This window comes from Rhizobium indigoferae (genome assembly GCF_034554815.1).
GTDB classification, from domain to species: Bacteria; Pseudomonadota; Alphaproteobacteria; order Rhizobiales; family Rhizobiaceae; genus Rhizobium; species Rhizobium leguminosarum.
Genome location: NZ_CP140637.1, coordinates 222,895 through 247,877, shown reverse-complemented (window position 1 = coordinate 247,877; position 24,983 = coordinate 222,895). Strand labels below are relative to the sequence as shown.

The 24,983-nt window shown below is 61.1% G+C and carries 21 protein-coding genes and 1 pseudogene; 16 read left to right on the top strand and 6 right to left on the bottom strand.

Annotated features, from left to right (window positions below; all coding sequences use genetic code 11):
* Positions 1-148 precede the first annotated feature (148 nt).
* The 6 genes from U5G49_RS27705 (at position 149) to U5G49_RS27680 (ending at position 7,974) form a co-directional block, all read left to right on the top strand.
* Complete coding sequence (locus U5G49_RS27705; RefSeq protein ID WP_063475766.1) at positions 149-1,165, top strand: ABC transporter substrate-binding protein; 1,017 nt, start codon at positions 149-151, stop codon at positions 1,163-1,165.
* 71 nt (positions 1,166-1,236) lie between these two features.
* Positions 1,237-2,688, top strand: coding sequence for a sugar ABC transporter ATP-binding protein (locus U5G49_RS27700; protein WP_193444482.1), 1,452 nt, complete (start codon positions 1,237-1,239; stop codon positions 2,686-2,688).
* The gene (locus tag U5G49_RS27695) at positions 2,685-3,632 is read left to right on the top strand and encodes an ABC transporter permease (RefSeq protein WP_193444483.1); all 948 of its coding nucleotides are present in this window, start codon (positions 2,685-2,687) and stop codon (positions 3,630-3,632) included. The genes U5G49_RS27700 and U5G49_RS27695 overlap by 4 nt, the downstream gene beginning before the upstream one ends.
* Positions 3,629-4,579 (top strand): ABC transporter permease, encoded by a 951-nt coding sequence (locus U5G49_RS27690; RefSeq protein WP_193444484.1) that lies wholly within the window; start codon positions 3,629-3,631, stop codon positions 4,577-4,579. Before U5G49_RS27695 ends, U5G49_RS27690 begins: the two co-directional genes overlap by 4 nt.
* Positions 4,580-4,593: 14 nt before the next feature.
* Complete coding sequence (locus tag U5G49_RS27685) at positions 4,594-5,508, top strand: SMP-30/gluconolactonase/LRE family protein (RefSeq protein ID WP_193444485.1); 915 nt, start codon at positions 4,594-4,596, stop codon at positions 5,506-5,508.
* Between the two features lie 420 nt (positions 5,509-5,928).
* The gene (locus U5G49_RS27680) at positions 5,929-7,974 is read left to right on the top strand and encodes an SPFH domain-containing protein (RefSeq protein WP_193444486.1); all 2,046 of its coding nucleotides are present in this window, start codon (positions 5,929-5,931) and stop codon (positions 7,972-7,974) included.
* Between the two features lie 318 nt (positions 7,975-8,292).
* Here U5G49_RS27680 and U5G49_RS27670 read toward each other — a convergent pair whose 3' ends face one another.
* Positions 8,293-9,519, bottom strand: coding sequence for an MFS transporter (locus tag U5G49_RS27670; protein WP_193444487.1), 1,227 nt, complete (start codon positions 9,517-9,519; stop codon positions 8,293-8,295).
* Positions 9,520-9,637: 118 nt separating this feature from the next.
* Between U5G49_RS27670 and U5G49_RS27665 the strand changes: the two genes are divergently transcribed.
* On the top strand, positions 9,638-10,228 hold the full coding sequence (locus tag U5G49_RS27665) for a TetR/AcrR family transcriptional regulator (protein WP_026188688.1): 591 nt from the start codon (positions 9,638-9,640) through the stop codon (positions 10,226-10,228).
* Positions 10,229-10,528: 300 nt separating this feature from the next.
* Positions 10,529-11,097 (top strand): annotated as a pseudogene (locus U5G49_RS27660) (nucleoside 2-deoxyribosyltransferase).
* A gap of 172 nt (positions 11,098-11,269) precedes the next feature.
* Here the strand turns inward: U5G49_RS27660 and U5G49_RS27655 are convergent.
* The 3 genes from U5G49_RS27655 to U5G49_RS27645 all read right to left on the bottom strand — a co-directional run bounded on the left by U5G49_RS27655 (position 11,270) and on the right by U5G49_RS27645 (position 15,647).
* Positions 11,270-12,616, bottom strand: coding sequence for an SLC13 family permease (locus U5G49_RS27655; RefSeq protein WP_193444488.1), 1,347 nt, complete (start codon positions 12,614-12,616; stop codon positions 11,270-11,272).
* A 95-nt stretch (positions 12,617-12,711) separates the two neighbouring features.
* The gene (locus U5G49_RS27650; RefSeq protein WP_193444489.1) at positions 12,712-14,226 is read right to left on the bottom strand and encodes a malonate--CoA ligase; all 1,515 of its coding nucleotides are present in this window, start codon (positions 14,224-14,226) and stop codon (positions 12,712-12,714) included.
* Positions 14,223-15,647: a malonyl-CoA decarboxylase gene (locus U5G49_RS27645; protein ID WP_193444490.1), complete on the bottom strand. Its 1,425-nt coding sequence runs from the start codon at positions 15,645-15,647 to the stop codon at positions 14,223-14,225. The genes U5G49_RS27650 and U5G49_RS27645 overlap by 4 nt, the downstream gene beginning before the upstream one ends.
* Before the next feature lie 165 nt (positions 15,648-15,812).
* On the opposite strand from U5G49_RS27645, the gene U5G49_RS27640 reads away from it, so the two are divergent.
* Positions 15,813-16,463 carry a GntR family transcriptional regulator gene (locus tag U5G49_RS27640; protein ID WP_026188687.1) on the top strand — a complete coding sequence of 217 codons (651 nt, stop codon included), beginning with the start codon at positions 15,813-15,815 and terminating at the stop codon, positions 16,461-16,463.
* Between the two features lie 59 nt (positions 16,464-16,522).
* On the opposite strand, the gene U5G49_RS27635 is transcribed toward U5G49_RS27640, so the two are convergent.
* Positions 16,523-16,780: a hypothetical protein gene (locus tag U5G49_RS27635; protein WP_246288961.1), complete on the bottom strand. Its 258-nt coding sequence runs from the start codon at positions 16,778-16,780 to the stop codon at positions 16,523-16,525.
* A gap of 62 nt (positions 16,781-16,842) precedes the next feature.
* Here U5G49_RS27635 and U5G49_RS27630 point away from each other — a divergent pair, with 62 nt between their 5' ends.
* Positions 16,843-17,709 carry a creatininase family protein gene (locus tag U5G49_RS27630; protein ID WP_193444491.1) on the top strand — a complete coding sequence of 289 codons (867 nt, stop codon included), beginning with the start codon at positions 16,843-16,845 and terminating at the stop codon, positions 17,707-17,709.
* Here U5G49_RS27630 and U5G49_RS27625 read toward each other — a convergent pair.
* A complete protein-coding gene (locus U5G49_RS27625) occupies positions 17,672-18,661 on the bottom strand; it encodes a LysR family transcriptional regulator (protein ID WP_193444492.1) in 990 nt (329 codons plus the stop codon). The genes U5G49_RS27630 and U5G49_RS27625 overlap by 38 nt on opposite strands.
* A gap of 184 nt (positions 18,662-18,845) precedes the next feature.
* Here U5G49_RS27625 and U5G49_RS27620 point away from each other — a divergent pair, with 184 nt between their 5' ends.
* The 6 genes from U5G49_RS27620 to U5G49_RS27595 all read left to right on the top strand — a co-directional run bounded on the left by U5G49_RS27620 (position 18,846) and on the right by U5G49_RS27595 (position 24,904).
* On the top strand, positions 18,846-19,862 hold the full coding sequence (locus tag U5G49_RS27620) for an ABC transporter substrate-binding protein (protein ID WP_193444493.1): 1,017 nt from the start codon (positions 18,846-18,848) through the stop codon (positions 19,860-19,862).
* A 73-nt stretch (positions 19,863-19,935) separates the two neighbouring features.
* Positions 19,936-20,760: an ABC transporter ATP-binding protein gene (locus U5G49_RS27615; protein WP_193444494.1), complete on the top strand. Its 825-nt coding sequence runs from the start codon at positions 19,936-19,938 to the stop codon at positions 20,758-20,760.
* A complete protein-coding gene (locus tag U5G49_RS27610) occupies positions 20,760-21,602 on the top strand; it encodes an ABC transporter permease (protein ID WP_032981327.1) in 843 nt (280 codons plus the stop codon). Before U5G49_RS27615 ends, U5G49_RS27610 begins: the two co-directional genes overlap by 1 nt.
* Complete coding sequence (locus U5G49_RS27605) at positions 21,602-22,915, top strand: cytosine deaminase (RefSeq protein WP_193444495.1); 1,314 nt, start codon at positions 21,602-21,604, stop codon at positions 22,913-22,915. The genes U5G49_RS27610 and U5G49_RS27605 overlap by 1 nt, the downstream gene beginning before the upstream one ends.
* A gap of 1 nt (position 22,916) precedes the next feature.
* Positions 22,917-24,326, top strand: a complete 1,410-nt coding sequence (locus tag U5G49_RS27600) for an FAD-binding oxidoreductase (RefSeq protein WP_193444496.1) — start codon at positions 22,917-22,919, stop codon at positions 24,324-24,326.
* Positions 24,323-24,904, top strand: coding sequence for an NAD(P)H-dependent oxidoreductase (locus tag U5G49_RS27595; RefSeq protein WP_193444497.1), 582 nt, complete (start codon positions 24,323-24,325; stop codon positions 24,902-24,904). The genes U5G49_RS27600 and U5G49_RS27595 overlap by 4 nt, the downstream gene beginning before the upstream one ends.
* Positions 24,905-24,983: the final 79 nt, after the last annotated feature.

The window sequence follows — 24,983 nt, the reverse complement described above, 5'->3', positions numbered from 1 at the left end:
CTTGCCCCTGTACAGGCCGATCGATCTCCCGCATCCTGCCCTTACTGAGAGGAGGAAGCTCAGTGCAAGAACAATTTTCACTCGGACCCAATTGGGCCGGCAGGAGTGAAGCGATCCGCCGACCAGCGCGATCATCAGGGAGGAAGACATGACAATCCGTAAGATGCTTCTGGCATCGGCCGCTATTGCTTGCGCCGCGATGCCCGTTTCCGCCTTTGCCGATACGTCGGCCAAGAAGATCGCTCTTTCAAACAACTATGCCGGCAACTCGTGGCGCCAGGCCATGCTGACGAGCTGGGGCAAGGTGACGGGTGAAGCCGTGAAGGCTGGTACCGTTGCCGCAGCCGACCCTTTCACCACTGCTGAGAACCAGGCGACTGAACAGGCCGCTCAGATCCAGAACATGATCCTGCAGGGCTATGACGCCATCGTGCTCAACGCCGCCTCGCCGACGGCGCTGAATGGTGCGGTCAAGGAAGCCTGCGACGCCGGCATCACCGTCGTTTCCTTCGACGGCATCGTGACCGAACCCTGCGCCTGGCGCATCGCCGTCAACTTCAAGGAAATGGGCCGCAGCGAAGTCGAGTACCTGTCGAAGAAGATCCCGGACGGTGGCAACCTGCTCGAGATCCGCGGCCTTGCCGGTGTCTTCGTCGACGACGAGATCTCGGCCGGCATCCACGAGGGCGTCAAGCAGTTCCCGCAGTTCAAGATTGTCGGCTCCGTTCACGGCGACTGGGCGCAGGACGTGGCGCAGAAGGCTGTTGCCGGCATTCTGCCGAGCCTGCCCGATATCGCCGGCGTGGTGACGCAGGGTGGCGACGGTTATGGCGCCGCACAGGCGATTGCCGCGACCGATCGAAAGATGCCGATCATCATCATGGGCAACCGCGAAGACGAGCTGAAATGGTGGAAGGAGCAGAAGGACGCGAAGGGCTACGAGACCATGTCCGTGTCGATCGCGCCCGGCGTCTCGACGCTTGCCTTCTGGGTGGCGCAGCAGATCCTCGACGGCAAGGAAGTCAAAAAGGATCTCGTCGTGCCCTTCCTGCGCATCGACCAGGATAATCTCGAAACCAACCTCGCCAATACCCAGGCCGGCGGCGTCGCCAACGTGGAATACACGCAGGCAGACGCAATCAAGGTCATCGAGTCGGCAAAGTAAATCTCCCGGCGACTGCCGCGCGGCCGCAGATGGCCGCGCGGCATTTTTTGCAAGCAGGCATGGCGGGCAGCATGGATGAGGTTTTGAAGGCGGTGATCGCCGTCGAGGGCGCCAAGGTGAGCTTCGGCGCGGTCAGGGCACTCGACGGCGTGACCCTCCGCGTCATGCCGGGCGAATGCGTCGGGCTGGTGGGACACAATGGCGCCGGCAAGTCCACCATCGTCAGCGTGATCAACGGCGGCCTCACGCCGCACGAAGGAAGCGTGGCGAGCGACGGCGAGCGGCTGGAGCGCTACGGTATCAACGCGGCGCGTGCCCGCGGCGTGCGCTGCGTCTTCCAGGAACTATCGCTCTGCCCAAACCTTTCGATCGTCGAGAACACGCGTATCATGCATCGCCATCTCGGCGGCTTCGGCTGGCGCAGGCGCGCCGCAGAGATCATCGAGAAAAGCCTCGATGCCGTCTTTCCCGGCCACGGCATCGACAGCAGCCGGACCGTCGGCGATCTTTCGATCGCCGAGCGGCAGATGGTCGAGATATCAATGGCCTTTTCCGACGCCGGCATTGCACCCCGTCTGGTGATCCTCGACGAACCCACTTCATCGCTCGATGCAAGCCTTGCCCGGCAGATGCTCGACTATGTTCGCCGCTTCATCGCCACGGGCGGGTCCGTCATCTTCATCTCGCATATCCTGCACGAGATCCTCGAAACCTCCGATCGCATCGTCGTCATGAAGGATGGCCGTGTCGTCGCCGAGCGCCCGGCGCAGGACTTTGACCATCACGGCCTCGTGGAAGCCATGGGCACCGTTGCGAAGGAGGAGACCAAGCAGCGCGCGGCGCGCGAACAATCCACCGCCCCGCTCATTCTCTCCCATCAGGCGAAAGGCCTGCCCTTTGCGGCGCGCAAGGGTGAGATCATCGGACTGGCGGGTTTGGCCGGCCACGGCCAGACTGAGCTGCTGCTCGCCCTGCATGCCGCCCAATCCGGCAACTGGCTGCCGGAGCGCGATCCGCTCGTCACCTTTGTCGCCGGCGACCGACGCCTCAACGGCGTCTTCGAGCTGTGGAGCATCCTGCGCAATTTCTCCATCGCCTCGCTCGGTGACCTCTCCCGGCGCGGCCTCATCCTCGCGGGCGAAGAGGAGACGAAGGGCGCTGACTGGAAGCGGCGGATCGAGATCCGCACGCCCGACATGGACAATCGTATCCTCTCGCTTTCCGGCGGCAACCAGCAGAAGGTGCTCTTTGCCCGGGCGCTGGCGACACGCGCGCCTGTCGTCTTGATGGACGATCCGATGCGCGGCGTCGATGTCGGCACCAAGCAGGAGGTCTACGCGATCATCCGCGAGGAAGCGGCGCATGGCCGCACCTTCATCTGGTACTCGACCGAAATGGACGAGGTCCGCCTCTGCGACCGCGTCTATGTCTTCCGCGAAGGCCGCATCACGGCCGAACTCGCCGGCGACGCCGTCAACGAGAAGAATATCATCGCCGCCTCCTTCGAAGGGGTCGCCGCATGACGGTCCGGCTGTCGTCCGACGCCATGCGTCTTGCCATTCCCGCCTTGTCGCTGACGCTGCTGCTTGCCGCTGTCTTCTGGCTGCAGCCGCGCGCCATGAGCTATGTCGGGCTCAACTTGCTATTCAACCTGGCTGTGCCGATCGCGCTGGCGACGATCGCCCAGATGATTGTGATGGCGGTCAACGATCTCGATCTCTCGATGGGCACATTCGTTAGCTTCGTCGCCTGCGTCACCGCAACCTTTCTGCGGGATGCCCCGGTGACCGGCGTGCTGATCCTTGCCGGGGCGATCGCAACCTATGCGGCGCTTGGCGTCGTCATCTATCTGCGCGACCTGCCCTCCATCGTCGTGACCCTTGGCATGAGCTTCGTCTGGGGTGGCCTTGCCGTATTGCTGCTGCCGGCGCCGGGCGGGCAGGCGCCCGATTGGGTCCGCTGGCTGATGACCGTTAAGCCGCCGCTGGCGCCGATTGCGATCGTCGCCAGCATCGTCATCGCCGTGGTTGCCCATCTCCTCATCATGCGCTCCTCGCTCGGCGTGCTGATGCGCGGCATTGGCGGCAACCAGCGCTCGGTCGAGCGCGCCGGCTGGTCGATTGTCGCGGCGCGCGCTGCCGCCTATGGGCTTGCCGGCCTCTTTGCTGTGCTCGCCGGCATTGCCCTTGTCGGCCTGACCACCTCGGCCGATGCCAATATCGCATTGCGCTACACGCTGCTGTCGATCGCCGGCGTGATCCTTGGCGGCGGCGAGTTCATCGGCGGCCGCGTCTCCCCGATCGGCGCCGTCATCGGCGCGCTGACGCTGACGCTCGCCGGCTCGTTCCTGTCCTTCCTGCGGATCTCGCCGGACTGGCAGATCGGGGCCCAGGGCGCGATCCTGATCATCGTGCTCGCACTTCGTCTGGTGCTGAACCGCCTGGAGAAGCGGGAGAAGCGCCGATGACCCCTCTCCTTCGCCTCTTTCGCAAACCCTGGATCTGGTCGTGGCTTGCCGCCTTTGTCGTCTGGTTTTTGACGATCATGGTGACGCTCGGGGCCAGCGCCCTCGGCCTGTCGCAGGCAGCCCTCACCTTCGCGGCCTTCTCGGTCATCGTCGGCATCGGCCAGATGTTCGTCATCACGCTCGGCCCCGGCAACATCGACCTCTCGGTTCCCGCCACCATGACGCTTGTCGGCACGGTGGCGCTGAAGCTGATGAATGTCGAAAACGGCATGATCCTGCCCGGCCTTCTCGTCGCCATCGTCATCGGCCTTGTCGTCGGTCTCGGCAACTATGCACTTATCAAGGCGCTGCGCATTCCGCCGATCATCGCCACACTGTCCATGAGCTTCATCGTGCAGTCCGCCGCGATCTGGACGAACCGCGGACTGCGCATCAAGCCACCGAGCGTGCTGGCGGAATTCACCACGTCGCACACGCTCGGCGTGCCGAATGTGGCGATCGTCGCACTCCTCATCTCGCTGCTGGCCTGGTTCTTGCTCGAAAAGACGATCTACGGGCGCTGGATCTCGGCGATTGGCCAGAGCATGCCGGCAGCCCGCATGGCCGGAATTCCGGTCGACGGCACGCGTTTCGTCACGTACCTCTTCTGCGCCGTTCTTGCCTCGGTCGCGGGCTATCTGCTCGCCTGCTTTTCCGGCGGCGCGGCGCTCAACATGGGCTCGGAATATCTCTTGATGTCGATTGCCGTCGTCGTCATCGGCGGCACGGCGGTCGCCGGCGGCGATTCCAACGTGCCGGGCATCTGGGGCGCATCGCTCTTCATGTTCCTGGTCGTCTCCATGCTCAACACTTACGGGCTCGGGGCGGGCATCCGCCTGATCATGACCGGCCTCATCATCATCAGCGTCATCATGCTCGCCGGCGGCCGCCGGGCCGGCATGCGATAATTGGGAAGACCGCCATGGCCGAGGCCAACATCTATGAAATCCACGACCCGCGCTTCCGGCAGTTAATCGTCACGAGTGCCGGCCTCGATGAACTCTATTCCGGCTGCCGCTGGGCGGAGGGTCCCGTCTGGTTCAACGACGCGAACCAACTGCTCTGGAGCGACATTCCCAACCAGCGCATGCTGCGATGGACGCCTGAGAGCGGCGTCTCAGTCTATCGCCAACCCTCCAACTTCACCAACGGCCATACACGCGATCGGCAGGGACGGCTGATTTCCTGTGAACATGGGACGCGCCGCGTCACACGCACCGAGGTCGACGGCTCGATCACCGTGCTCGCCGATCGTTTCGAGGGCGCCAGGCTCAATTCGCCGAACGACGTGGTGGTGAAATCGGACGGCACGATCTGGTTCACCGACCCCACCTACGGCATCATGTCGGACTATGAAGGCTATCGCGCCGAGCCGGAGCAGTCGACCCGCAACGTCTACCGGCTCGATCCGGCAACCGGCGCGCTTTCCGCCGTCGTCACCGATTTTACCCAGCCGAACGGCCTCGCCTTCTCGCCCGACGAGACCATTCTCTATGTCGCGGATTCCGCGGCAAGCCATGACGAAAGCTTGCCACGCCACATCCGCGCCTTCGATGTGATCGACGGCGAAAGGCTCACCAACGGCCGCGTCTTCTGCTTGATCGACAACGGCATCCCTGACGGCATCCGTACCGACGTAAACGGAAACCTCTGGTCGAGTGCCGCCGATGGCGTGCATTGCTTCGACGTGACCGGCAAACTGATCGGCAAGATCCGCGTACCGCAGACCGTCGCCAACCTGACCTTCGGCGGACCCCAACGCAACCGGCTGTTTATTGCAGCGACGCGGTCGGTTTATTCGATCTATGTCGCCGTGAGTGGGGCGCAGGTGCCGTGAGGTTGGGGGCGGGCAATCACTATTCTCATAATTTTGCGGACGCTTGGCAAAGAAACCACCGGCCGAAACGATCAAGCGGAAAGAGCATAATTCAGTAGAATTGAATGCTCGAAAAATCGAAATCGTTGGAAGTACTTGCCTGATTTCCGCATCGAACATCTTTAAACCTATAGGCGCAATTCCTACGTGCTTCGTCGTCATGTCTATCAAGGCAACTCCGATGTGAGACACTCACGACCACGCCGTTCCTCGGTGGGGACTCGGGACGCGCGGTCATTTTTCCAGACAATGAGCAGCCCAAACGTTCGACACGCACTTCCTGCGTCGTTCGTATAGGCGCGCAAACTCCCCGTCTCAGCAACCAAAACCAACCGGGCCGCCGTCGGGTGGACGAACCCGTGCGCCCAGTGGAGAGAAAATATGGATTCCGTACAATATCTTGGTCCGATGGAATGGCTGGCGATCGAAATCGTCGCCCTCATCATCGTGCTGACAGTTCTGTTCTGGTGGAGCGGCGTGATCCGCTACATCCCCAACGACAGGCTTGGCATCCTCGAGAAACTGTGGAGCTTCCGTGGCTCCGTAAACAATGGCTTCATTGCACTGAACGGTGAGGCCGGTTTCCAGCCGGACGTCGTGCGCGGCGGCCTGCATTTCTTCATGCCGTTCCAATATTCGATGCATCGCGCCAATCTGGTGACCATTCCGCAGGGCCAGATCGGCTATGTCTTCGCCCGCGATGGCAAGTCGCTACCGCCAACCAAGACCTTGGCGTCGAATACCGAGGCTGACGATTTCCAGGACGTGCGCGCTTTTCTTGAAAAGGGCGGCCAAAAAGGTCCACAACGCAAGATTCTGCGCGAAGGCACCTACGCCATCAACCTCGCACAATTCATCGTGCTCACTGCGCAGTCGAACTATGCGGTAAACTTGAACGCCTCCGAACAGAAGCTGTTTTCGGAGATGTCGGAGATGATCGCGGAGCGGGATGGTTTCGAGCCGGTCGTCATTCGCGATGCCGATGACATGATCGGCATCGTCACCATCCATGATGGCTCGGCGCTGCCGGATGGCGAGATCATTGCGCCGACGGTTGCCAATGATCCCAGGGACCCGAACTTTCATAATAATTTCCAGGATCCCGAGAAATTCCTCAATGGCGGCGGTTATCGCGGCCGGCAGTTGCAGGTGCTTGCTGATGGTAGCTACTTCCTCAACCGCATTTTCGCGACTGTCGAACTGGTCGAAAAGACGGTCATCAGTGTCGGCACCGTGGGCGTCGTCGTTTCCTATACCGGCCGCCGTAGCGCGGATGTATCCGGCCAGTCCTATAGGCATGGCGAACTGGTCGAACAGGGTTCGCGCGGTGTCTGGTCGACACCGCTTCTGCCGGGCAAGTACGCGTTCAACACCTATGCGGGCAATATCGTCATCGTGCCGACGACCAACTTCGTGCTCAAGTGGACGAAGGAGCAGTTCGGCGAACATCGCCTTGATGAGAACCTTTCGGAAGTGTCGCTGATCACCAAGGACGCATTCGAGCCGGTCCTGCCGCTCTCGGTCGTCGTGCATATCGACTATATGAAGGCGCCGCTGGTGGTGCAGCGCTTCGGCGATATCAAGCGGCTGGTCGAGCAGACGCTCGATCCGATGGTCTCGGCCTATTTCAAGAACATCGCCCAGACCAAGACCCTGATCGAACTCCTGCAGGAGCGCAGCGAAATCCAGCGCAAGTCCGGCGACGAAATGCGTGAGAAGTTCGCCTCCTACAGTCTCGAACTGCAGGAAGTGCTGATCGGCACGCCGCGCGCCGGCAATGGTCAGAACAGTATCGAGCAGATCCTGATCCAGTTGCGCGAACGCCAGATCGCCGTCGAAAAGGTTGAGACCTACAGGTTGCAGGAAGCCGCCGCGATCCAAGAGCGGACGCTGCGCGAGAAGGAGGCGCTGGCCGAGCAGCAGGCCAAGATCACGACTTCGGCGCTCGCTATCGAGATCAGTGAAAACGAGGGTAAGGCGCAGCTGGCCCGCACCCGCCAGCAGGCAGAGACCATTCAGGTCACCGCCAAGGCCGAAGCAGAAAAGGTCCGTCTCGCCGGTCTCGGCGAGGCCGATCGGATCAAGGCGATCGCGCTTGCCGATGCCGAGCGTATCAAGGCGACCGGTTTCGCCGATGCCCAGACGGTGCGGGCCGTCGGTCTGGCGGAAGCGGAAGCCACGGAGAAGAAGGTCGCGGCCTTCGGCGGTCCGGACTACCAGCTCAATTCGCAGGTCTTGATGCGGTTTGCCGAAGCGATCGAGAACGGTAGGCTGCCGCTAGTGCCGCAGATCCAAGTCGGCGGTGCCGGCGGCGAGAAGGGCAGTGCAAACGGATTGGTGGAAATGATGTTGTCGATGCTGGTAGCCGACCGGCTCGGACGACAGGGCTCGCCGGCGGCGATACCGGCGCCAGTCGAGCAGCATTGATTGTGGATGGGCCGGTTATGCCGGCCCGTTTCGCATCTTGCCTGTAAACTCCGTTCCCGCTCGATTGCGGCGCTATTGACGAAACCGGACCTCAACTTTACGGCAAACTATTATGGAGCTTGAGTGAAGGAGCAGCGCGAGGCGATCGAGTGCGCGGCGTACTCCTGGGCGGGTGCATTCTGCGCGCCGCTCCAGATCGATCTGCTTCAGCCAGGTTCCGGTACCAGAACGCCCGCCAGAATTTCCTGCAGGATAAGGTCCGACACATCGCGCTTGCCGGAAGCCTCCTGCGCCCTTCCTTTCTACCGCACGCACCTGCTACTGCGCCGGTTCCAGCATCGCGCAACCTTCCCCGTCGGTGCACTCTCCCGAGAGGGTGCGCTGACCGAGGGCAATGATAAGGACGGTCGCCGTCCCGGCCGCCGAAGACACCCAGAATCCGCTCTGGGGTCCGTAGCTGTCGACGACCCAGCCCGAGACGAAGGCGCCAAGCGCCATGCCGATGCCGATACCGGTCATCACCCAGGTGACACCTTCCGTCAGCACCGTTTCAGGCACGCGACGCTCAATCAGTCCGAAGGCCGTTATAAAGGTCGGTGAGATCGCGATGCCGCTGACGAAGACGGCGATTGCAAGCAGGTTTACCGAGCTGCCAGCGACCAGAAGCGGCAACGAGGTTAGTGCGAGCGTGGCGACGGCGATCAGCAACTGACGGTGCAAGGGGATGCGCAGATTAAGCGCTCCGAGGGCCAATCCCAATAGGAACGAACCGAGAGCATAGACACCGATGACCAGGCTTGCCGCATTCGGCTGACCAAGCTCCTTGGTGATGGCGACAACACTCACCTCAGCGGTTGCGAAGATCGCGCCGACGAAGATCAGCGCGAGCGTGATGATCTGCACCGGACGCTGCCGGATCGCGGAGCCAACCGAAGCCGCGCCGGTGACATGACGCACCTTTGGCTCGGTGCCGCGCTGCACGATGAAGGCGGCCGTCCCTAGCGCTAGAAAAGCTGTGCTCACCATCATGCCGGCTTCCGGGAATAGGGCGACCGCAAGCCCGACGGACAGCGAGGCGCCGGCGATATAGACCAGTTCGTCCGCGGCACTTTCGAACGCGAAGGCCGTGTTGAGCTCGGGCTTGTTGCGAAAGAGTTCCGTCCAGCGCGCCCGCATCAGCGCCGGGATGCTTGGCATGGCCGCCGCGAGGAAGGCCGAGGCGAACAGCGTCCACACCGGCCAATTCTGGTTGGCAGCGGCGATCAGCGCGATGAACGCCAGTACTGACACGATGGTGCTGGGAACGACGACTGCCGTCTGGCCCAGCCGATCGACCGCTCGCGAAATCTGCGGCGAGATCACCGCATTGGTGAGCGCATAGGTCGCCGATACGGCGCCTGCCAGCCAATATTCGCCATGTGCCTGGGAGAGCATGGCGACGATGCCGATCGGCGCCATGGCGATGGGAAGGCGTGCGAAAAAGCCGGCTGCGGAGAAGCCCTTGGCCCCAGGTGCCGCGAATATTTGTTTATACGGATTTGACATGGGACGATCCCTCCAGCTATCGGATAGAACACTTATATACGAAGCGTATGTATCTAGATAATGCATACGTCCCGTATGTCAATGAAAAAGATACGCGGCGTATGTCAAAGGAGTAGCCATGCGCAAACCGCGCCAGGAGATGATCGCAGAGACCCGCGGCAAACTTATCGCAGCCGGGCGGCGCGCCTTTGGCACGATCGGCTACGCGGAAGCTTCGATGGACGATTTCACCGGCGAAGCGGGACTGACGCGCGGGGCCCTCTATCACCATTTCGGTGACAAGAGGGGCCTGCTCCAGGCCGTCATCATGGAAATCGACGCGGAAATGACTGAACGGCTGAATGAGGTCTCGGCCGCCGCTCCCACGCGCTGGCAGGGCTTTGTCGATGAGTGCTCCGCTTATATCGAAATGGCGCTTGAGCCCGAAATCCAGCGCATCATGTTTCGCGATGGCCCTGCCGTACTCGGCGATATCTCGCAATGGCAGAACACCCCCGGCTGTATCGCCGCCCTCTCTCGCAGCCTCGACCGTCTCAAGGCCGATGGCGAGATCATCGACATCGACACCGAAACCGCCGCTCGCCTCATCAATGGCGCCAGCAGCCATATGGCGCTGTGGATCGCCAATGCGGAGAATCCGGAGGCGGTTTCGAAGCGGGCGGTCGCGGGGTTCAAGGCTATGTTGGGGAGCCTACGCAGACAGGAATGAGGTGTTTGATTCCCCGCTCAGTCGCCGCGGGCAGTTCATTGCGCACCGTGTTGACGTCGAGCTGGGCCGCGCCGCCAACATCGACATCGACATCGACATCGAGCACGAGCAGGCCTGACGTGGCGATGGCACCGCGTTGCCTATGCTGCACTTACAATCTGCAGCACGGCGGCGTGATCTCTACGCGTGCAGATACGCGCTGCGGCATGGGCGGTTTCGGCCACTGGATTGTGATCCTACTTCGCTGTAGAGCGAGGAAGGTATTTTGATGCCAAGCCCATCCCTTTTAGGTGCGATTCTATGACAAAAAAAGTTTACCTCGCCGGTCCGGAGGTCTTCCTTCCCAACGCCCGTGAAATGCTCGACCGCAAGGCGGCACTTGCCCGTGAGGCGGGACTTATTCCGCTCTCGCCTGGCGATCTGGAAATCCCGCACACGAACTCGAAGCGCGAGCGGGCGGCTGCGATAAACGCGGTGGACGAGAAGATGATGATTGAGGCTGACGCGATCATCGCCAATCTGACGCCCTTTCGTGGCATTGCCGCCGATACAGGGACGGCCTTCGAACTCGGCTTTATGTGCGCAAGCGGTAAGCCTGTGTTCGCCTACACGAATGTGGCCCGCGATCACAGCGGGCGGGTGAGCGATCTTTATGGCGGGGCCGTCGCCTATGATGCTGAAGGTCGACTGCGGGACCCGAATGGATTGCGGTCGAGGATTTCGGCCTAGCCGACAATCTGATGCTGCACGCCGGGATTGAGCGGCGCGGTGGCGTCCTGATCATCGGAGATGCGGCGCGGGATGCACTCTATACGGATCTCGCCGCGTTCAAAGCGTGTCTTGCCGTCGCCGTTGAGAAACTGCGCTAAGGCGCCGAATGATAAGACGTCCTTCTAGTTGGCAAGAGCTGGCCGCCGCTTCACGCCGGCAGAAGGGATCGCTCTCCCTTGAAAACGTTTTTCCCCGTTTCCGTGATTGGGACATCCACGGTCTCCAAGTGTGCCGAGGCTCGGCACACTTTTCGCTGGGAGCAGCCCGTCGTCAAACGAGCCCGGGCACGACGAACACCAACCAGGCAACGATCGGACCGATGATAGCGATCAAGGCGCTGTAGATCAGGAGCTGTCGCAACACCTGCTCACGGCTGTCGTCCGGCGCATTGGCGACGACAAGGGCGCCGTTGGTGGAGAATGGGCTGGTGTCGACGATCGTCGTCGAGATGGCGATCGCCGCGACCACACCGATGGCGCTGATGTGGCCTTGCAGGAGGAATGGAACGGCAAGCGGGATGATCGCGCCGAGCAGCGCGGTCGAGGAAGCAAAGGCCGAGACGATTGCGCCCGTAAAGCAAAGCAGGAGCGCTACCAGCAGCGGCATGCCTAGACTGGATATGCCATTCGCCACGTAGTCGACCGTGCCGGCCTTCTCCATGACGCCGACATAGGTGATGATGCCGGCAATCAGCAGCACGGTCGACCAACTGACCTTGTCGATTGCTGCCTTCTGGGTCTTCGGTGACAGCAGCGCGAGGACGACGGCGACGGTCATTGCGACGAGGCCAACGTTGAATTTGAAAACCAGGGCGCCGATGCCGAGCGCCGTCAGGCCGATCAAGGTGGTAATTCTCTCATTGTTCAGGCGCAACGTCGTCGCGGTATCAGCCGCCGTACCGTAGGCATGCTCCCTGAAGGGTTTTGCCGGCGTGCCGCCGTGACCTCTGATCGACGCCAATACGCCCTCGGGATGGAGTTCGGGCAAGGGGCCAAGTGATGCGGGAACTTGCTTCATCACCCTCGCGCCGCCGAAAACGAAGAAGACCAGCACCGCGATCGCCAGATTGAAGAAGAAGCTGGAGAGAAACAGCGAGGTCGGAGCGAAAGGCAGGCCGGCCTTCGCAACGATCTGGTTGGTGATTCCGCCATAGATGCTGATCGGCGAAAAGCCGCCTGCCTGTGCGCCATGGATCACCATCAAACCCATCATCACCGGGTGAATGCGGTACTGCACGGCAAAGCTCAACGCGACGGGTGCGAGAATGGCGACCGCAGCAGGCCCAAGTGCGCCGAAGCCAGTAATGATGGCGGCGACCAGGAACATCACCCAGGGAATCAAGCCGATCCGCCCGCGCACCAGGCGAACCGCACATTCGACGAGCCAGTCGATCGTGCCGTTGATCTGCGCTATGGCGAAGAGGTAGGTGACGGCGACGAGCGTCAGGAACAGATCACTCGGAAAGCCGGCAAATATATCGTTGGTTTTCATCCCGATGATCATCGAGCCGAGCACGAAGGCGCCGGCAAAGGCGAGCGCACCCATGTTGATTGGCTGGATCGTCGCAATGATGAACATGGCGACCAGCAGGCCTATGGACAGTAATTCAATACCCATGATTCCCCTCCCTCCGACGCCTCCGCGTCGCAGTTGCTGTTTTTAAGATTGATACGGGATGTCGACGCACCCTCCTCCCAGAGGGCGCGGTCTCTTTACGTCCTTGTGTAAAGATCGGCGTATTGCTGCCGCAGGATGTTTTTCTGAACCTTGCCCATCGTGTTGCGCGGCAAGTCTTCGGCAAAGATGATGCGCTTGGGTTGTTTGTAGCGCGCGAGCCGGTCCTGGAGGGCGCTGACGATAGCTTTTTCATCGAGGACGGCGCCGGTTTTGCGCACGACGACGGCGGTCACGCCTTCTCCGAAATCGGGATGCGGCACGCCGATCACAGCGCTCTCAACCACACCCTCGATCTGGTCGATCTCGCCCTCCACCTCTTTCGGATAGATGTTGTATCCACCGGAAATCACCAGATCCTTGCCGCGGCCGACGATGTGGACATAACCTTCCCGGTCGATCTTGCCGAGATCGCCGCTGATGAAGAAACCGTCGGCGGTGAATTCGGCCGCGGTCTTTTCGGGCATGCGCCAATAGCCCTTGAAGACGTTCGGCCCCTTGATCTCGATCATGCCGGTTTCTTCAGGCGGCAGCGCGAGCCCGGTGGTGGGATCGGTGACGCGCACCGTCACATCAGGCAGCGGGAAGCCGACCGTTCCGGCAATCCGTTTCCCCTCATAAGGGTTGGACGTGTTCATATTGGTTTCCGTCATGCCGTAGCGCTCGAGAATCGCGTGACCGGTACGTGCCTGGAACTCGGTATGTGTTTCTGCAAGCAGCGGCGCCGAACCGGAAATGAAGAGGCGGATGTTGGCGACCGCTTGCTTGTCGAGGCGCGGGCTTTGCAGGAGGCGCACGTAGAAGGTCGGCACGCCCATCAGCATCGTTGCCTGCGGCATCAGCGACAGGATCTCCTCCGGGTCGAACTTCGACAGCAGGAACATCGAGGCGCCGGCAAGCAGTGTGACGTTCGTGGCGACGAACAGCCCATGCGTGTGGAAGATCGGCAAGGCATGGATCAGTCGATCGCCGGCGGTGACGCGCCAAAAATCTCGCAAGGTCAGGGCGTTCGAGAGCAGGTTCCCATGCGTAAGCATCGCCCCCTTGGAGCGTCCCGTCGTTCCCGACGTGTAGAGGATCGCAGCCAGATCATCGGCGGAGCGCGAGGCATCGACAAAGTCGGCCGGCTCATCGCGGGCGAGATCCAGCAACGAGCCGCTGCCAGCAGCGTCGAGCGTTTCGACGATCGCACCGCGGGGCTTGGCGATTGTCTCCACGCCCCCTCGAGCCGACGATGCAACAACCACCAAACGCGGCTCCGCATCGCTGATAAAATAATCGAGCTCAGCCAACGTATAGGCGGTATTGAGCGGCAGGTAGACGGCGCCGCTTCGAAGACAGGCGAGATAGAGGATCAGTGCCTCCGCACTTTTCTCGACCTGCACCGCAACGCGGTCGCCGGGGCGAATGCCGAGCGCGTCCATCGCGCTGGCAAGGCGGCCGGAAAGAGCGAAGGCGTCGTCATAGGTCCATGCGCGTGTGTTATCGATCCGGATGAATGGTGCGTTACCGGGCGCGGCGGCCCGCATGGCGTCGAAAAGATGGTTGCTCACTTTCGCCCTCCTCCAAGCGTTGAATTCACTATCTGTGCGAATGGCCGGGAGCCTTGCTGCCCATTGCCGCCGCTGCGGCTTTCGTCGTTCTGGTTGAGCAGGCTTTTGACAGCAGGCGAGGCAATCACTTCGCCGCGCTGCGCCAAAGCCTCGTGGTTGGCCACGATGTCGTCGAGCTTGTAGAGATAGTTGACCATCAGGCCGTGTGCCTGCTGCATCGCCTTTGATGAGCGGTCGCCAAGAAAATTCAGTCTTTCAAGTCGAGCGCCGTTGCCGAGATGGAAGCGGGCGACAGGATCCACTGGGCGGCCGTCCGGCGTCCGTTCGACCAGGAAATAGCGGGCCGCAAGAGGCAGCAACACGCGCTCCACTGCGATCGCTGTCTTCTCGTTGTCAGGCCAGTTCGGATCGTCCAGCGACATTAGCGTTTCGCGGGCCGCTTCGGATAAGAACCGGTCGGCGGCCGAGGCGCGCGCCTTGGCAAGCCAGCGGGCAAAGCCTGGAACGGGCGATAGCGTGACGAAGTTCTTCAGGCCGGGCAGGTCTCGGCGCAGATCTTCGACGACCTGTTTGATCAGGAAGTTGCCGAACGAGATCCCACGCAAGCCTTCCTGGCAGTTGGAGATCGAATAGAAGACGGCCGTCGTCGCCTCGTCGGCGTTGATCTGCTCCCTGCCCTCGTCGAGCACATCCCCGATCGCGCGGGGCACCGATCGTGTGAGCGCCACCTCGACGAACACCAGCGGCTCGTCGGCTAGTCGGGGGTGGAAGAAGGCAAAGCATCGGCGGTCGGCCGGCGCCAATCGACGACGCAATTCCTCCCAGCCGGCGATCTCGTGCACCGCCTCGTATTTGATGATCTTTTCCAGGATGTAAGCCGGCGTCGTCCAGTCGATGGGCCGCAGCGTCAGGAAGCCACGATTGAACCAGGAGCCGAACAGATGCGTGAAGTCGGCGTCAAGCGCGTGATAACCTGCGGATTGGTCTTTGGAAGCAAGAAGCTGCTGACGCATCCGGACGAGCTTGGCGGTGCCGTTCGGTGCGTGGTTCAATCGGCGCAGAAGCTCCTGTCGCCGCGGCTCGGCTGCCTGGTGGAGAGCAATGATCGCGGCAGAGCTTTTGTCAGCGCGGTATTTATCAATCGCTTGGTCGAGCTTGGTTGTGTCGGGCCCGAACTTTTCATGCAGCATAAGGAGGAATTTCTGCGCGCCCTCGCTCTCGAGCGCGCCCCAGCGATCGAGTATCTCGGCGGCAAGCGCCATGCCCGAGGCCTCGCCCCGGCTCGACAGCAACATTTCACAGAGTGTCTGGAGATCGACCTTGGCTGCGACCTGCGGGGCGCGCGCGCCGGAAAACAAAAGCTGGCGTCCGCGATCCGTGATGCTCTGTAGCATGTCGGTGAAGAAGGAAGCCTCAGACATGCCATTTCTCCTCTCTTCTGCCGACCGGCCAAAGGTGCGGACCTTTTTGACGGCAGCTTCCCATCCTCGGGTTTCACCGGTAGTATGTAGAATGCCATTCTTCGTACACGAGGTCAACAATCGTGTATACAAGAATATCATTTGTGTATGAGGGAAGTGAAACGAATGTCCGAGAATGTCGGCCGATGGCTTCGGGATGAGATTGAAAATTCAATTCTTTCCAACGAGTTCTCTCCCGGTGAGCGGCTCGACGAAACGGTGCTTGCGACGCGTTTCGGGGTCTCCCGCACGCCGGTGCGCGAGGCGCTGATGCAGCTCGATGCCATTGGTCTCATCGAAATTCGACCGCGCAGAGGTGCTGTTGTCATCGATCCGGGCCCGCACCGCGTCTATGAGATGTTCGAAGTTATGGCGGAACTGGAGGGCCTGGCCGGGTCGCTCGCCGCACGGCGGCTGGACAAGACCTCTCGAGAAGCGATCACGGCCACCCACGGCCGCTGTGAGCAATCAGCCGCTGCCGGTGACAGTGATGCCTATTATTACGACAATGAGGAGTTCCATAAGGCCATCTACGCCGCCGGCCGAAGCGATTTCCTTGAGCAGCAATGTCTGCAATTGCATCGACGCCTGCGGCCGTATCGCCGCCTCCAACTGCGCGTGCGCAACCGCCTGTCGACGTCCTTCTTGGAGCATTGCGCCATCGTCGATGCGATCTTTGCCGGAGATGGAGATGAGGCCCGCCGGCTGCTGCGGGGGCATGTTGGCATTCAGGGCGAGAGGTTCAGCGATCTGGTCGCGAGCATGGCGGCCAGATAAGGCTCAAGCGCATAACCCAGAAAATCGGAACCGAATTTCGGAGAGGATTATGCGCAAATTCAAAGAGATAGAGCGCCCTTGACGCGTCTGAAAGACGCGCGGCGCTCTAGGCGTGGTGCTTCCAGATCGAATGCAACGGTCATCAGATAGGGCGAACCATCTCGCTGCCATCCCGCGAGTTTGTTCTTCATTGCGCCACTGCCGGCCACGATATCGTCTGGCGTATCGACGTCGAGGCTGCGAGCCACATATTCAATGAAGTTGCCTTGCATGCGGAAGCGTCGGCGCAGCGTCTCGTCGGTGCGGTCACAGACCATGTCTACGCCACGGAGTAACGCTCGCGAATGCGTACGAAAAAAAGCAGCGCCATGCGCAAAAAATGATGCTTTTCCGACCCATCTTTATTCCCTACTCCCTATCGAAGCAGGTGACGAAAAGGGAAGACCGCATGGCTACGCCGTTTTACTGGAACGAGCTCAATACATATGACTTTGCCGGCCTCTCCCCCGAGACCACGATTGCTATTCTGCCTATCGCCTCGACGGAACAGCACGGCCCGCATCTGCCGATCGCAACGGATGTCGCCATCGCGACCGGCATGCTGGCGGAGCTGAAGAGGCAGCGGCCGGAGGATCTGAATATCCTGGTCCTTCCGACACAGGAGATCGGCAAGGCCAACGAACACATCTACGGCCCCGGCACGCTGTCGCTCAGTGCCGAGCTGCTCATCCCCGTCTGGACGGCGATCGGCGCAAAGGTTGCCGAAACCGGCCTGCGGAAGATGGTGATCGTCAATTCCCACGGCGGCAATGTCGACATCATGAGCATTGTCGCGCGCGAACTGCGTGTGCGCCATCAAATGGCGGTGGTTTCCACGCAATGGGGCCGTTTCGGTCATCCCGAAGGAATGGTCAGCGATCACGAGAGCAGATACGGCATCCACGGCGGCGATGTCGAGACGTCGTTGATGCTGCACTTCCGACCCGAGCTGGTGCGGATGGACAAGGCCCAAAACTTCGCTTCGAAGGCCGAGGGGATGCGGGAGCAATCCAAATTTCTTCAGCCTCTGCCGCCGCATTCGCTGGCCTGGATCGCGCATGACCTCAATCCCTTCGGCGTGGTCGGCGATGCCTCGATCGCCACCGCAGAAAAGGGCGAGGCGATCTGCCGCCATCAGGTCAAGGGGTTTGTCGAGCTGCTCCAGGATCTCAAGGCCTATCCGCTTTCGAATCTCTATGTGAAATAGGCTCAGCCACGGGTTTAGCTTCAGGTGGGATATGACCCTTGGCCTGCAATTCCTGCACCAGGCCGAGCAGTTCGGCGAGCAGATATTCGACGAAAAGGCTGGTGGCCGCGTCGAGGGGCGCGCGGGCGCGGGCAAACAGCTTCATCTGCTGGTAACGCGCATGCGGCTCGGCGATCGGCCGGAAGACCAGTTCACCGCGCCGGCATTCGGTGATGACGTCGAGCGGATTGAGCAGCGTCAGCCCCGTGCCGCATTTGACGAGCTGTTTCAGCATCTCCGATGCATTGGTTTCCAGCACCGGCTCGACCGAGATGGGCAGGCGCGCAAAAGCAAGGTTGATCACCTCGCGCAGGCTGGTGCCCGGCTGCGCCAGAACCAGTTTTTCCTGGGTGACATCGGCGAGGTTGATCGGTCCGGGACCGATCAGGTGATGCCCCGGCGGCAGCACGACACCGATCGGGATATCGAAATTTCCGAGCGTGCGGATGCCGGGCATAGCGGGGATGTTGAAGCCGAGACCGATATCCACCTCGCCGGAAACGACTGGGCTGGCCGTCGTGCCGCCGGTATCGTTACGCAGCTGGACGAAGACGCGCGGATGCTCTGAAAGAAAGCGCGCGATAATTTCGGGCAGGGGCCCGGCGGCAAGTCCAACGGTCGTCACCATGCGCACCTTTCCTGCCTGCTGCATCTTGAGGCTGCGAATGCGCCCCTCCAGGCGCTCGTAATTTTTCAGCACGTCGCGAATATGCTCGATGCAGAGTTCGCCGGCAGCCGTCAGCCGCAAGCCACGCGGCAGCCGCTCGAAAAGCGGCGCCCCGATCTCCTCCTCCAGCGCCAAAATCTGCCTGTTGACTGCCGAAGACGCCACGTTGAGGCGCGCGGCCGCCTTGCGGATCGAACCGCAACGGGCGATCTCGTTGATGTAAAGAAGGCGTCTGGAGTGCAACATGATCTCTCCAATGCATAAGTTTTGCGCAGGGCGCACAAATTATCTTCAGCTTTCCCAGAGATGCCGAAAAGGCATCAATGTGCACGAATTTTGATGCTTTTCAAAGCGCATGGCAATGGCTCAAATTCCCTCAAAAGGGAGCCGAGCAAGGCCTCCCTTGGCCACAAAAGGGGAACTGCCGACCATGTTGAAAGCACTAACGAAGATGCAATTCCTGGGCTGCCTCGGCCTCGCCTCGATGCTTGCCGCCGCCTCGCCGGCGCTTGCCCTCGACAAGGTGAGCTATGGAACGAACTGGCTTGCCCAGGCGGAACACGGCGGCTTCTACCAAGCCGTCGCCGACGGCACCTATGAAAAATACGGCCTCGACGTCACCATCGTCCAGGGCGGCCCGAATGCTGCAGGCAGCGCGCTCTTGATCTCCGGCAAGCTCGATTTCTACATGGGTGGTCCTCAGGGCGAAATAGCCGCCGTCGAGCAGGGCATTCCGCTGGTCGATGTCGCCGCGATCTTCCAAAAGGATCCGCAGGTGCTGATCGCCCATCCGGACAACGGCGTCGACAAGTTTGAGGACCTCGCCAAGCTGAAAACACTGTTCCTCAGCAAGGACGGCTACCTCACCTATTTCGAATGGATGAAGGCCAACTTCAAAGGCTTCAAGGACGAACAGTACAAGCCCTATAATTTCAGTCCCGCCCCCTTCCTCGCAGACAAGGACTCTGCCCAGCAGGGGTACCTGACCTCCGAACCTTACGAGATCCAGAAGCAGGCAGGCTTTGAGCCGAAGGTCTTCCTGCTCGCCGACAACGGCTACTCGCCCTATTCGACGATGATCACGACAACACAGGCGATGATTGACAGCAAGCCGGACGTCGTGCAGCGCTTCGTCGATGCCTCGATCGAGGGCTGGTACAACTACCTCTACGGCGACAACAGCAAGGCGAACGCGCTGATCAAGAAGGATAATCCTGAAATGACAGATGGCCAGCTCGCCTACTCCATCGCCAAGATGAAGGAATACGGCATCATCGAATCCGGCGACAGCCTCGACAAGGGCATCGGCTGCATCACCGATGCGCACTACAAGACGTTCTTCAACGAGATGGTGGCGATCAAGGTCTTCAAGCCGGAGACGGATTACACCAAAGCGTTTACGACGAAGTTCGTCTGCAAGAGCACCGGCGTGGCACTAAAGAAGTAGGCTTACCGACGGCTCTCCTGGTCCGCCATTGAGGACGTGGCGGGCCGTATCCTCCCGCATGAACGAGACAGCAATGCTCCCAGCAGACGCCCAGGCGGTATCGCCGAAAGAGACGCGCAAGCGGCCGCTTGTTATCATGCGGTCGGTCTCGAAGGTCTTTTCCAGCGGCACTGCCGCCCTTTCGAACATGTCGCTCACGGTCGAAAGCGGCGAGTTCGTCAGCCTGCTCGGCCCTTCCGGCTGCGGCAAGTCGACGGCGCTGCGCATCATAGCCGGTCTCGGCGATGTCACCTCGGGAACGATCGACTGGCCGAGTTCGCGCATCAATTCCAGAGGTCTGCCGGAGGGCGATATCGGCTTTGTCTTCCAGGAACCGACGTTGATGCCCTGGAAGAACGTGTTCGACAATGTCCATCTACCGCTGAGGTTGAGGCGCGTTTCGAAGGCAGCCGCGCATGATCAGATCATGGAAGTGCTGACCACCGTCGGCCTTCAGGATTTTGCCAAGGCCTATCCGCGCGAACTTTCCGGCGGCATGAAGATGCGCGTCTCGATCGCACGGGCGCTGGTGACGAAGCCGAAGCTGCTGCTGATGGACGAGCCTTTCGCCGCGCTCGATGAGATCACCCGCCAGAAACTCAACGACGACGTATTGCGGCTGTGGAAGGCAACCGGCATTACGGTGATTTTCGTGACGCATTCGGTCTTCGAGTCCGCCTATCTCTCGAACCGCATCGTCGTGATGAAGGCAAGGCCCGGGCGCGTGCATGCCGACGTCCCGCTGATCACCAGCCTCGAGCGCGACGCGCACTACCGCACCTCGGAAGAATACCGCAAGGCCTGCGAAACGGTATCGCATTCGCTGATCGGGGCGATCAATTCGGCAGGGGATCATTGATGAGTGACGAAACAGACACATCGCCGCTGCTCGTGAAGGGTACCGCAAGCGCAAGGCGCCGCGATCTTGCGCTGCGCATCGCAATCCCCTTCCTCGTCATCGCCCTGTTGATCCTCGTATGGTACGCCTATGTGAAACTGTCGGGCGTGCCGCCCTATATCCTGCCAGGACCGGCCGCTGTGGCAAACGCCTTCGTGACGGATTGGGGTACGCTTGCTCCTGCCCTATGGGTCACCACCAAGATCACCTTCATGTCGCTGATGCTGGCGCTTGTCGGCGGCGTCGGATTTGCGATCTTTCTCGTGCAGTCGCGCTGGGTCGAGCTTGCCTTCTATCCTCTTGCCGTCATCCTGCAGGTAACGCCGATCGTCGCCATCTCGCCGCTGATCCTGATCTACGCGCCATCGACGCAGGTCGCGCTGCTGATATGCGCCTTCCTCGTCGCATTCTTCCCGATCCTGTCGAACATGGTCCAGGGCCTGAAGAGTGTCGACCATAACCTCATCAACCTCTTCGAACTCTATGGCGCCTCGCGCTGGCAGACGTTGATCCATCTGAAGATCCCGGCCGCCCAGCCCTATTTCATGACCGGTCTTCGCATCGGCGGCGGCCTCGCGCTGATCGCCGCCGTCGTCGCTGAATTTGCTGCAGGCTCGGCCGGTGCCGGCTCCGGCCTCGCCTTCCGCCTGCTCGAAGCGCAGTACCGGATGAACATCCCGCGCCTCTTTGCAGCGCTGTTGATGCTCTCCATGCTTGGGGTAGCGATCTTCGGCCTCACCACCCTTATTGCCTGGCTGAGCCTTCACCGCTGGCATGAAAGCAGCATCAAACGGGAAAACTGATGACTTATTCCTTCATATCCCCGCCAAATGCGGCCCGCTTCGTGCTGAGCAATGCGACAGTGCCCGCCGTCACCCTCGAGCATGTCGACGTGCCAATCACCGAGGGACTGGCCACGGTCGATATCGTCATCAGCGACGGCATGATTACAGCCATCCGGCCGGCCGGCGCCGCACCCGCCGATTATGCCAGGATCGATCTCAAGGACGGCATGGTCTGGCCGTGTTTTGCCGATATCCATACTCATCTCGACAAAGGCCATATCTGGCCACGCCAAGCCAACCCCGACGGCAGCTTCATGGGCGCGCTCGATGCCGTCAGGGCCGACCGGGAAGCCAACTGGTCGGCCGCAGACGTCAAACGGCGCATGGAATTCTCGCTCCGCTCCGCCTATGCCCATGGCACCAGCCTGATCCGCACGCACCTGGATTCGCTTGCGCCCCAGCATCGCATCTCCTTCGAGGTTTTTGCCGAAACCCGGGATGCCTGGAGAGACAGGATTGCACTGCAGGCGGTCGCCCTCTTCCCGCTGGATGCCATGGCAGACAGCACCTTCTTTGCCGATCTCGTCACAACGGTCAGACAGAGCGGCGGCCTGCTTGGCGGCGTCACCCGGATGGGGCCGGAGCTCGTCTGGCAGCTCGACACGCTCTTCAGGACTGCCGTGGAGCATGGTCTGGATGTCGATCTGCATGTGGACGAGACGGATGATCGCGGCGCCGAGACACTGAAAGCAATTGCCGAGGCCGTGCTGCGCAACGGGTTCGAGGGCAAGGTGACCGCCGGCCATTGCTGCTCGCTCGCCCGCCAGGACGAAGACACCGCCGCGCGCACCGTCGCGTTGGTCGCCAAGGCAGGTATCGCGGTCATCGCACTGCCGATGTGCAACATGTATCTACAGGATCGCTATCCCGGCCGCACCCCGCGCTGGCGCGGCGTCACCCTGTTCAAGGAACTGGCCGCTGCCGGCGTCGCGACCGCGGTCGCATCCGACAATACTCGTGACCCCTTCTATGCTTATGGTGATCTCGATCCAGTGGAGGTCTTCCGTGAGGCCGTGCGGATCCTGCATCTCGACCATCCGCTCGATACCGCCGCCCGCGTCGTCACCAACTCGCCCGCCGCCATCGTCGGACGGTCGGACAAGGGCCGTATCGCCGCCGGCGATCCGGCCGATCTCGTGCTCTTCAGCGCGCGGCGCTGGAGTGAATTCCTGTCCCGTCCGCAGTCTGACCGCGTCGTGCTTCGCCGCGGCAAGGTGATCGACCGCAGCCTGCCGGATTACCGTGAACTCGATAACGTCGTTGGAGCCTGACATGGCCGATTATCAGAAGATCAAAAAGGAACTCGAAGGCATCGCCGTCGAGGATAATCCGGCGCTGGTTCGCCAGAAGAGCCGGGATTTCTATTGGTACTCGCCGATCCTGAAGGCGCAGCTCGACAATGTGACGGCCGATCTCGTCGTCACGCCGAAGACCGAGGAAGAGGTCGTCCGGACGCTGAAGGTCGCCTATGCCCATGGCGTGCCGGTCACGCCGCGTGGCGCCGGCACCGGCAATTACGGCCAGGCCATGCCGCTTTCCGGCGGCATCGTGCTGAACCTTGCCGCCATGGACAAGATCAAGGAGATCCATCCCGGCCGCGTCATCTGCGAACCGGGCATCGTGCTTGCCCAGCTCGACAAGCAGACCAAGGCCCATTCCGGCCAGGAGCTGCGTTTCCACCCCTCCACCGCCCAGACGGCGACGGTCGGCGGTTTCATCGCCGGCGGTTCCGGCGGTGTCGGCTCGATCACATGGGGCGGCTTGCGTGACCTCGGCAATATATTGCGCCTGCGCGTCGTCACCATGGAGGCCGAACCGCGCGTCCTCGATCTCACCGGCTGGGATCTCCAGAAAGTGAGCCATGCCTACGGCACGAACGGCATCATCACCGAGATCGAGATGCCGCTGGCACCTGCATATGACTGGGTCGATGTGCTCGTCGGCTATGACGACTTCATGGAAGCGGTGCGCTTCTCCGATGCACTGGCGAAATGCAACGGCATCCTCGTCAAGGAGATCGCGCCGATCGCCGCTCCCATTCCTCACGATTATTTCACCCGCCACAAGCCCTACATCCGTCAGGGTCAGTCGATCGTCGTGCTGATGATCGCGCCGCACTCCCTGGATGCCTTTCTTGCCTTCACGGCGGCGCAGAAGGGCGAGATCATGTTCCGCTCCGATAAGGTGGAAAGCATGCGCGGCATTCCGCATGCCTACGAGCTTGCCTGGAACCATACGACATTGCGTGCGCTGAAGGTCGACCCGAGCTTCACCTATCTGCAGGTGCAATACCCGGGACCGGATCATGTCGCCAAGGTCCGCAAGATGGTTGAAATTTTCGGTGACGAAGTGCCGGGTCACCTCGAATTCATCAAATTCGACGGCCAGATCCAGTGCTCCGGCCTGCCGCTGGTGCGCTATACCACTGAAGAGCGGCTGGAGGAGATCATCAAGATCCACCAGGACAATGGATGCCCGATCTTCAACCCGCACCGCTATACGCTCGAAGAAGGCGGCATGAAGCGCACCGACGCGGTTCAGCTCGCCTTCAAACAGGAAACCGATCCAAAGGGCCTGCTCAACCCCGGCAAGATGGTTGCGTGGGAAAATCCTGATTTCGACTTCAACGCCGGCAAGAATTATCTCTTCCCAGGCCTGGCGGGCCTGATGGAGGCTTCATGAGGGTTCTCGTCCTCCACTCTCACCCGGTCGAGGAAAGTTACGGCAAGGCGCTTTACCGGCAGACCGTCGAGAGCCTTGGGAAGGCCGGGCATACAGTGGACGCCTGCGACCTCTATGAAGAGCAGTTCGATCCGGTGCTCTCGCGCCACGACCGGCTCGTCTATCACGATTATCCGGAAAATCTGAAGCTGGTGGGATCTCATGTCGAAAGGTTGAAGGCGGCTGAGGGGCTGGTGATCTGCACCCCGATCTGGAATTTCGGCTTTCCGGCAATCCTGAAGGGATATTTCGATCGCGTGTGGCTGCCGGGTGTTTCCTTCGAGCTGGTCAACGGCAAGGTGGAATCGCGGCTGCGCCACATCCGCAAGCTCGCAGCCGTCCTGACCTATGGCGCAACGCCCTTCCGGGCCTTTGCCGCCGGCAACCCGCCGAAGAAAATCGTCAAGCGCGTGCTGAGGGCGCAGATCAATCCGGTGAGGCCGGTGACGTTCCTCGCCCATTACGACATGAACAATTGCACGCCGGAGACGCGGGCAAGATTCCTCACCCGCGTCGGGGACGCGATGGAGCGATTCTAAAGCAATTCCAGCAAAAGTGTGCCGCAGTTTTGCCAGGCAAAGTGAAATCAAAGAGGTAGAGCGAAGAAAAACGGAAATG

Excerpts from the sequence above, each read along its gene's own strand:
- U5G49_RS27625 (WP_193444492.1), bottom strand. The coding sequence starts at position 18,661 with ATGTTGCACTCCAGACGCCTTCTTTACATCAACGAGATCGCCCGTTGC.
- U5G49_RS27635 (WP_246288961.1), bottom strand. The coding sequence starts at position 16,780 with ATGGTCTGTGACCGCACCGACGAGACGCTGCGCCGACGCTTCCGCATG.
- U5G49_RS27695 (WP_193444483.1), top strand. The coding sequence starts at position 2,685 with ATGACGGTCCGGCTGTCGTCCGACGCCATGCGTCTTGCCATTCCCGCC.
- U5G49_RS27630 (WP_193444491.1), top strand. The coding sequence starts at position 16,843 with ATGATGCTTTTCCGACCCATCTTTATTCCCTACTCCCTATCGAAGCAG.
- U5G49_RS27615 (WP_193444494.1), top strand. The coding sequence starts at position 19,936 with ATGCTCCCAGCAGACGCCCAGGCGGTATCGCCGAAAGAGACGCGCAAG.
- U5G49_RS27680 (WP_193444486.1), top strand. The coding sequence starts at position 5,929 with ATGGATTCCGTACAATATCTTGGTCCGATGGAATGGCTGGCGATCGAA.
- U5G49_RS27700 (WP_193444482.1), top strand. The coding sequence starts at position 1,237 with ATGGATGAGGTTTTGAAGGCGGTGATCGCCGTCGAGGGCGCCAAGGTG.
- U5G49_RS27600 (WP_193444496.1), top strand. The coding sequence starts at position 22,917 with ATGGCCGATTATCAGAAGATCAAAAAGGAACTCGAAGGCATCGCCGTC.
- U5G49_RS27610 (WP_032981327.1), top strand. The coding sequence starts at position 20,760 with ATGAGTGACGAAACAGACACATCGCCGCTGCTCGTGAAGGGTACCGCA.
- U5G49_RS27685 (WP_193444485.1), top strand. The coding sequence starts at position 4,594 with ATGGCCGAGGCCAACATCTATGAAATCCACGACCCGCGCTTCCGGCAG.
- U5G49_RS27620 (WP_193444493.1), top strand. The coding sequence starts at position 18,846 with ATGTTGAAAGCACTAACGAAGATGCAATTCCTGGGCTGCCTCGGCCTC.
- U5G49_RS27595 (WP_193444497.1), top strand. The coding sequence starts at position 24,323 with ATGAGGGTTCTCGTCCTCCACTCTCACCCGGTCGAGGAAAGTTACGGC.
- U5G49_RS27640 (WP_026188687.1), top strand. The coding sequence starts at position 15,813 with ATGTCCGAGAATGTCGGCCGATGGCTTCGGGATGAGATTGAAAATTCA.
- U5G49_RS27670 (WP_193444487.1), bottom strand. The coding sequence starts at position 9,519 with ATGTCAAATCCGTATAAACAAATATTCGCGGCACCTGGGGCCAAGGGC.
- U5G49_RS27645 (WP_193444490.1), bottom strand. The coding sequence starts at position 15,647 with ATGTCTGAGGCTTCCTTCTTCACCGACATGCTACAGAGCATCACGGAT.
- U5G49_RS27655 (WP_193444488.1), bottom strand. The coding sequence starts at position 12,616 with ATGGGTATTGAATTACTGTCCATAGGCCTGCTGGTCGCCATGTTCATC.
- U5G49_RS27705 (WP_063475766.1), top strand. The coding sequence starts at position 149 with ATGACAATCCGTAAGATGCTTCTGGCATCGGCCGCTATTGCTTGCGCC.
- U5G49_RS27605 (WP_193444495.1), top strand. The coding sequence starts at position 21,602 with ATGACTTATTCCTTCATATCCCCGCCAAATGCGGCCCGCTTCGTGCTG.
- U5G49_RS27665 (WP_026188688.1), top strand. The coding sequence starts at position 9,638 with ATGCGCAAACCGCGCCAGGAGATGATCGCAGAGACCCGCGGCAAACTT.
- U5G49_RS27690 (WP_193444484.1), top strand. The coding sequence starts at position 3,629 with ATGACCCCTCTCCTTCGCCTCTTTCGCAAACCCTGGATCTGGTCGTGG.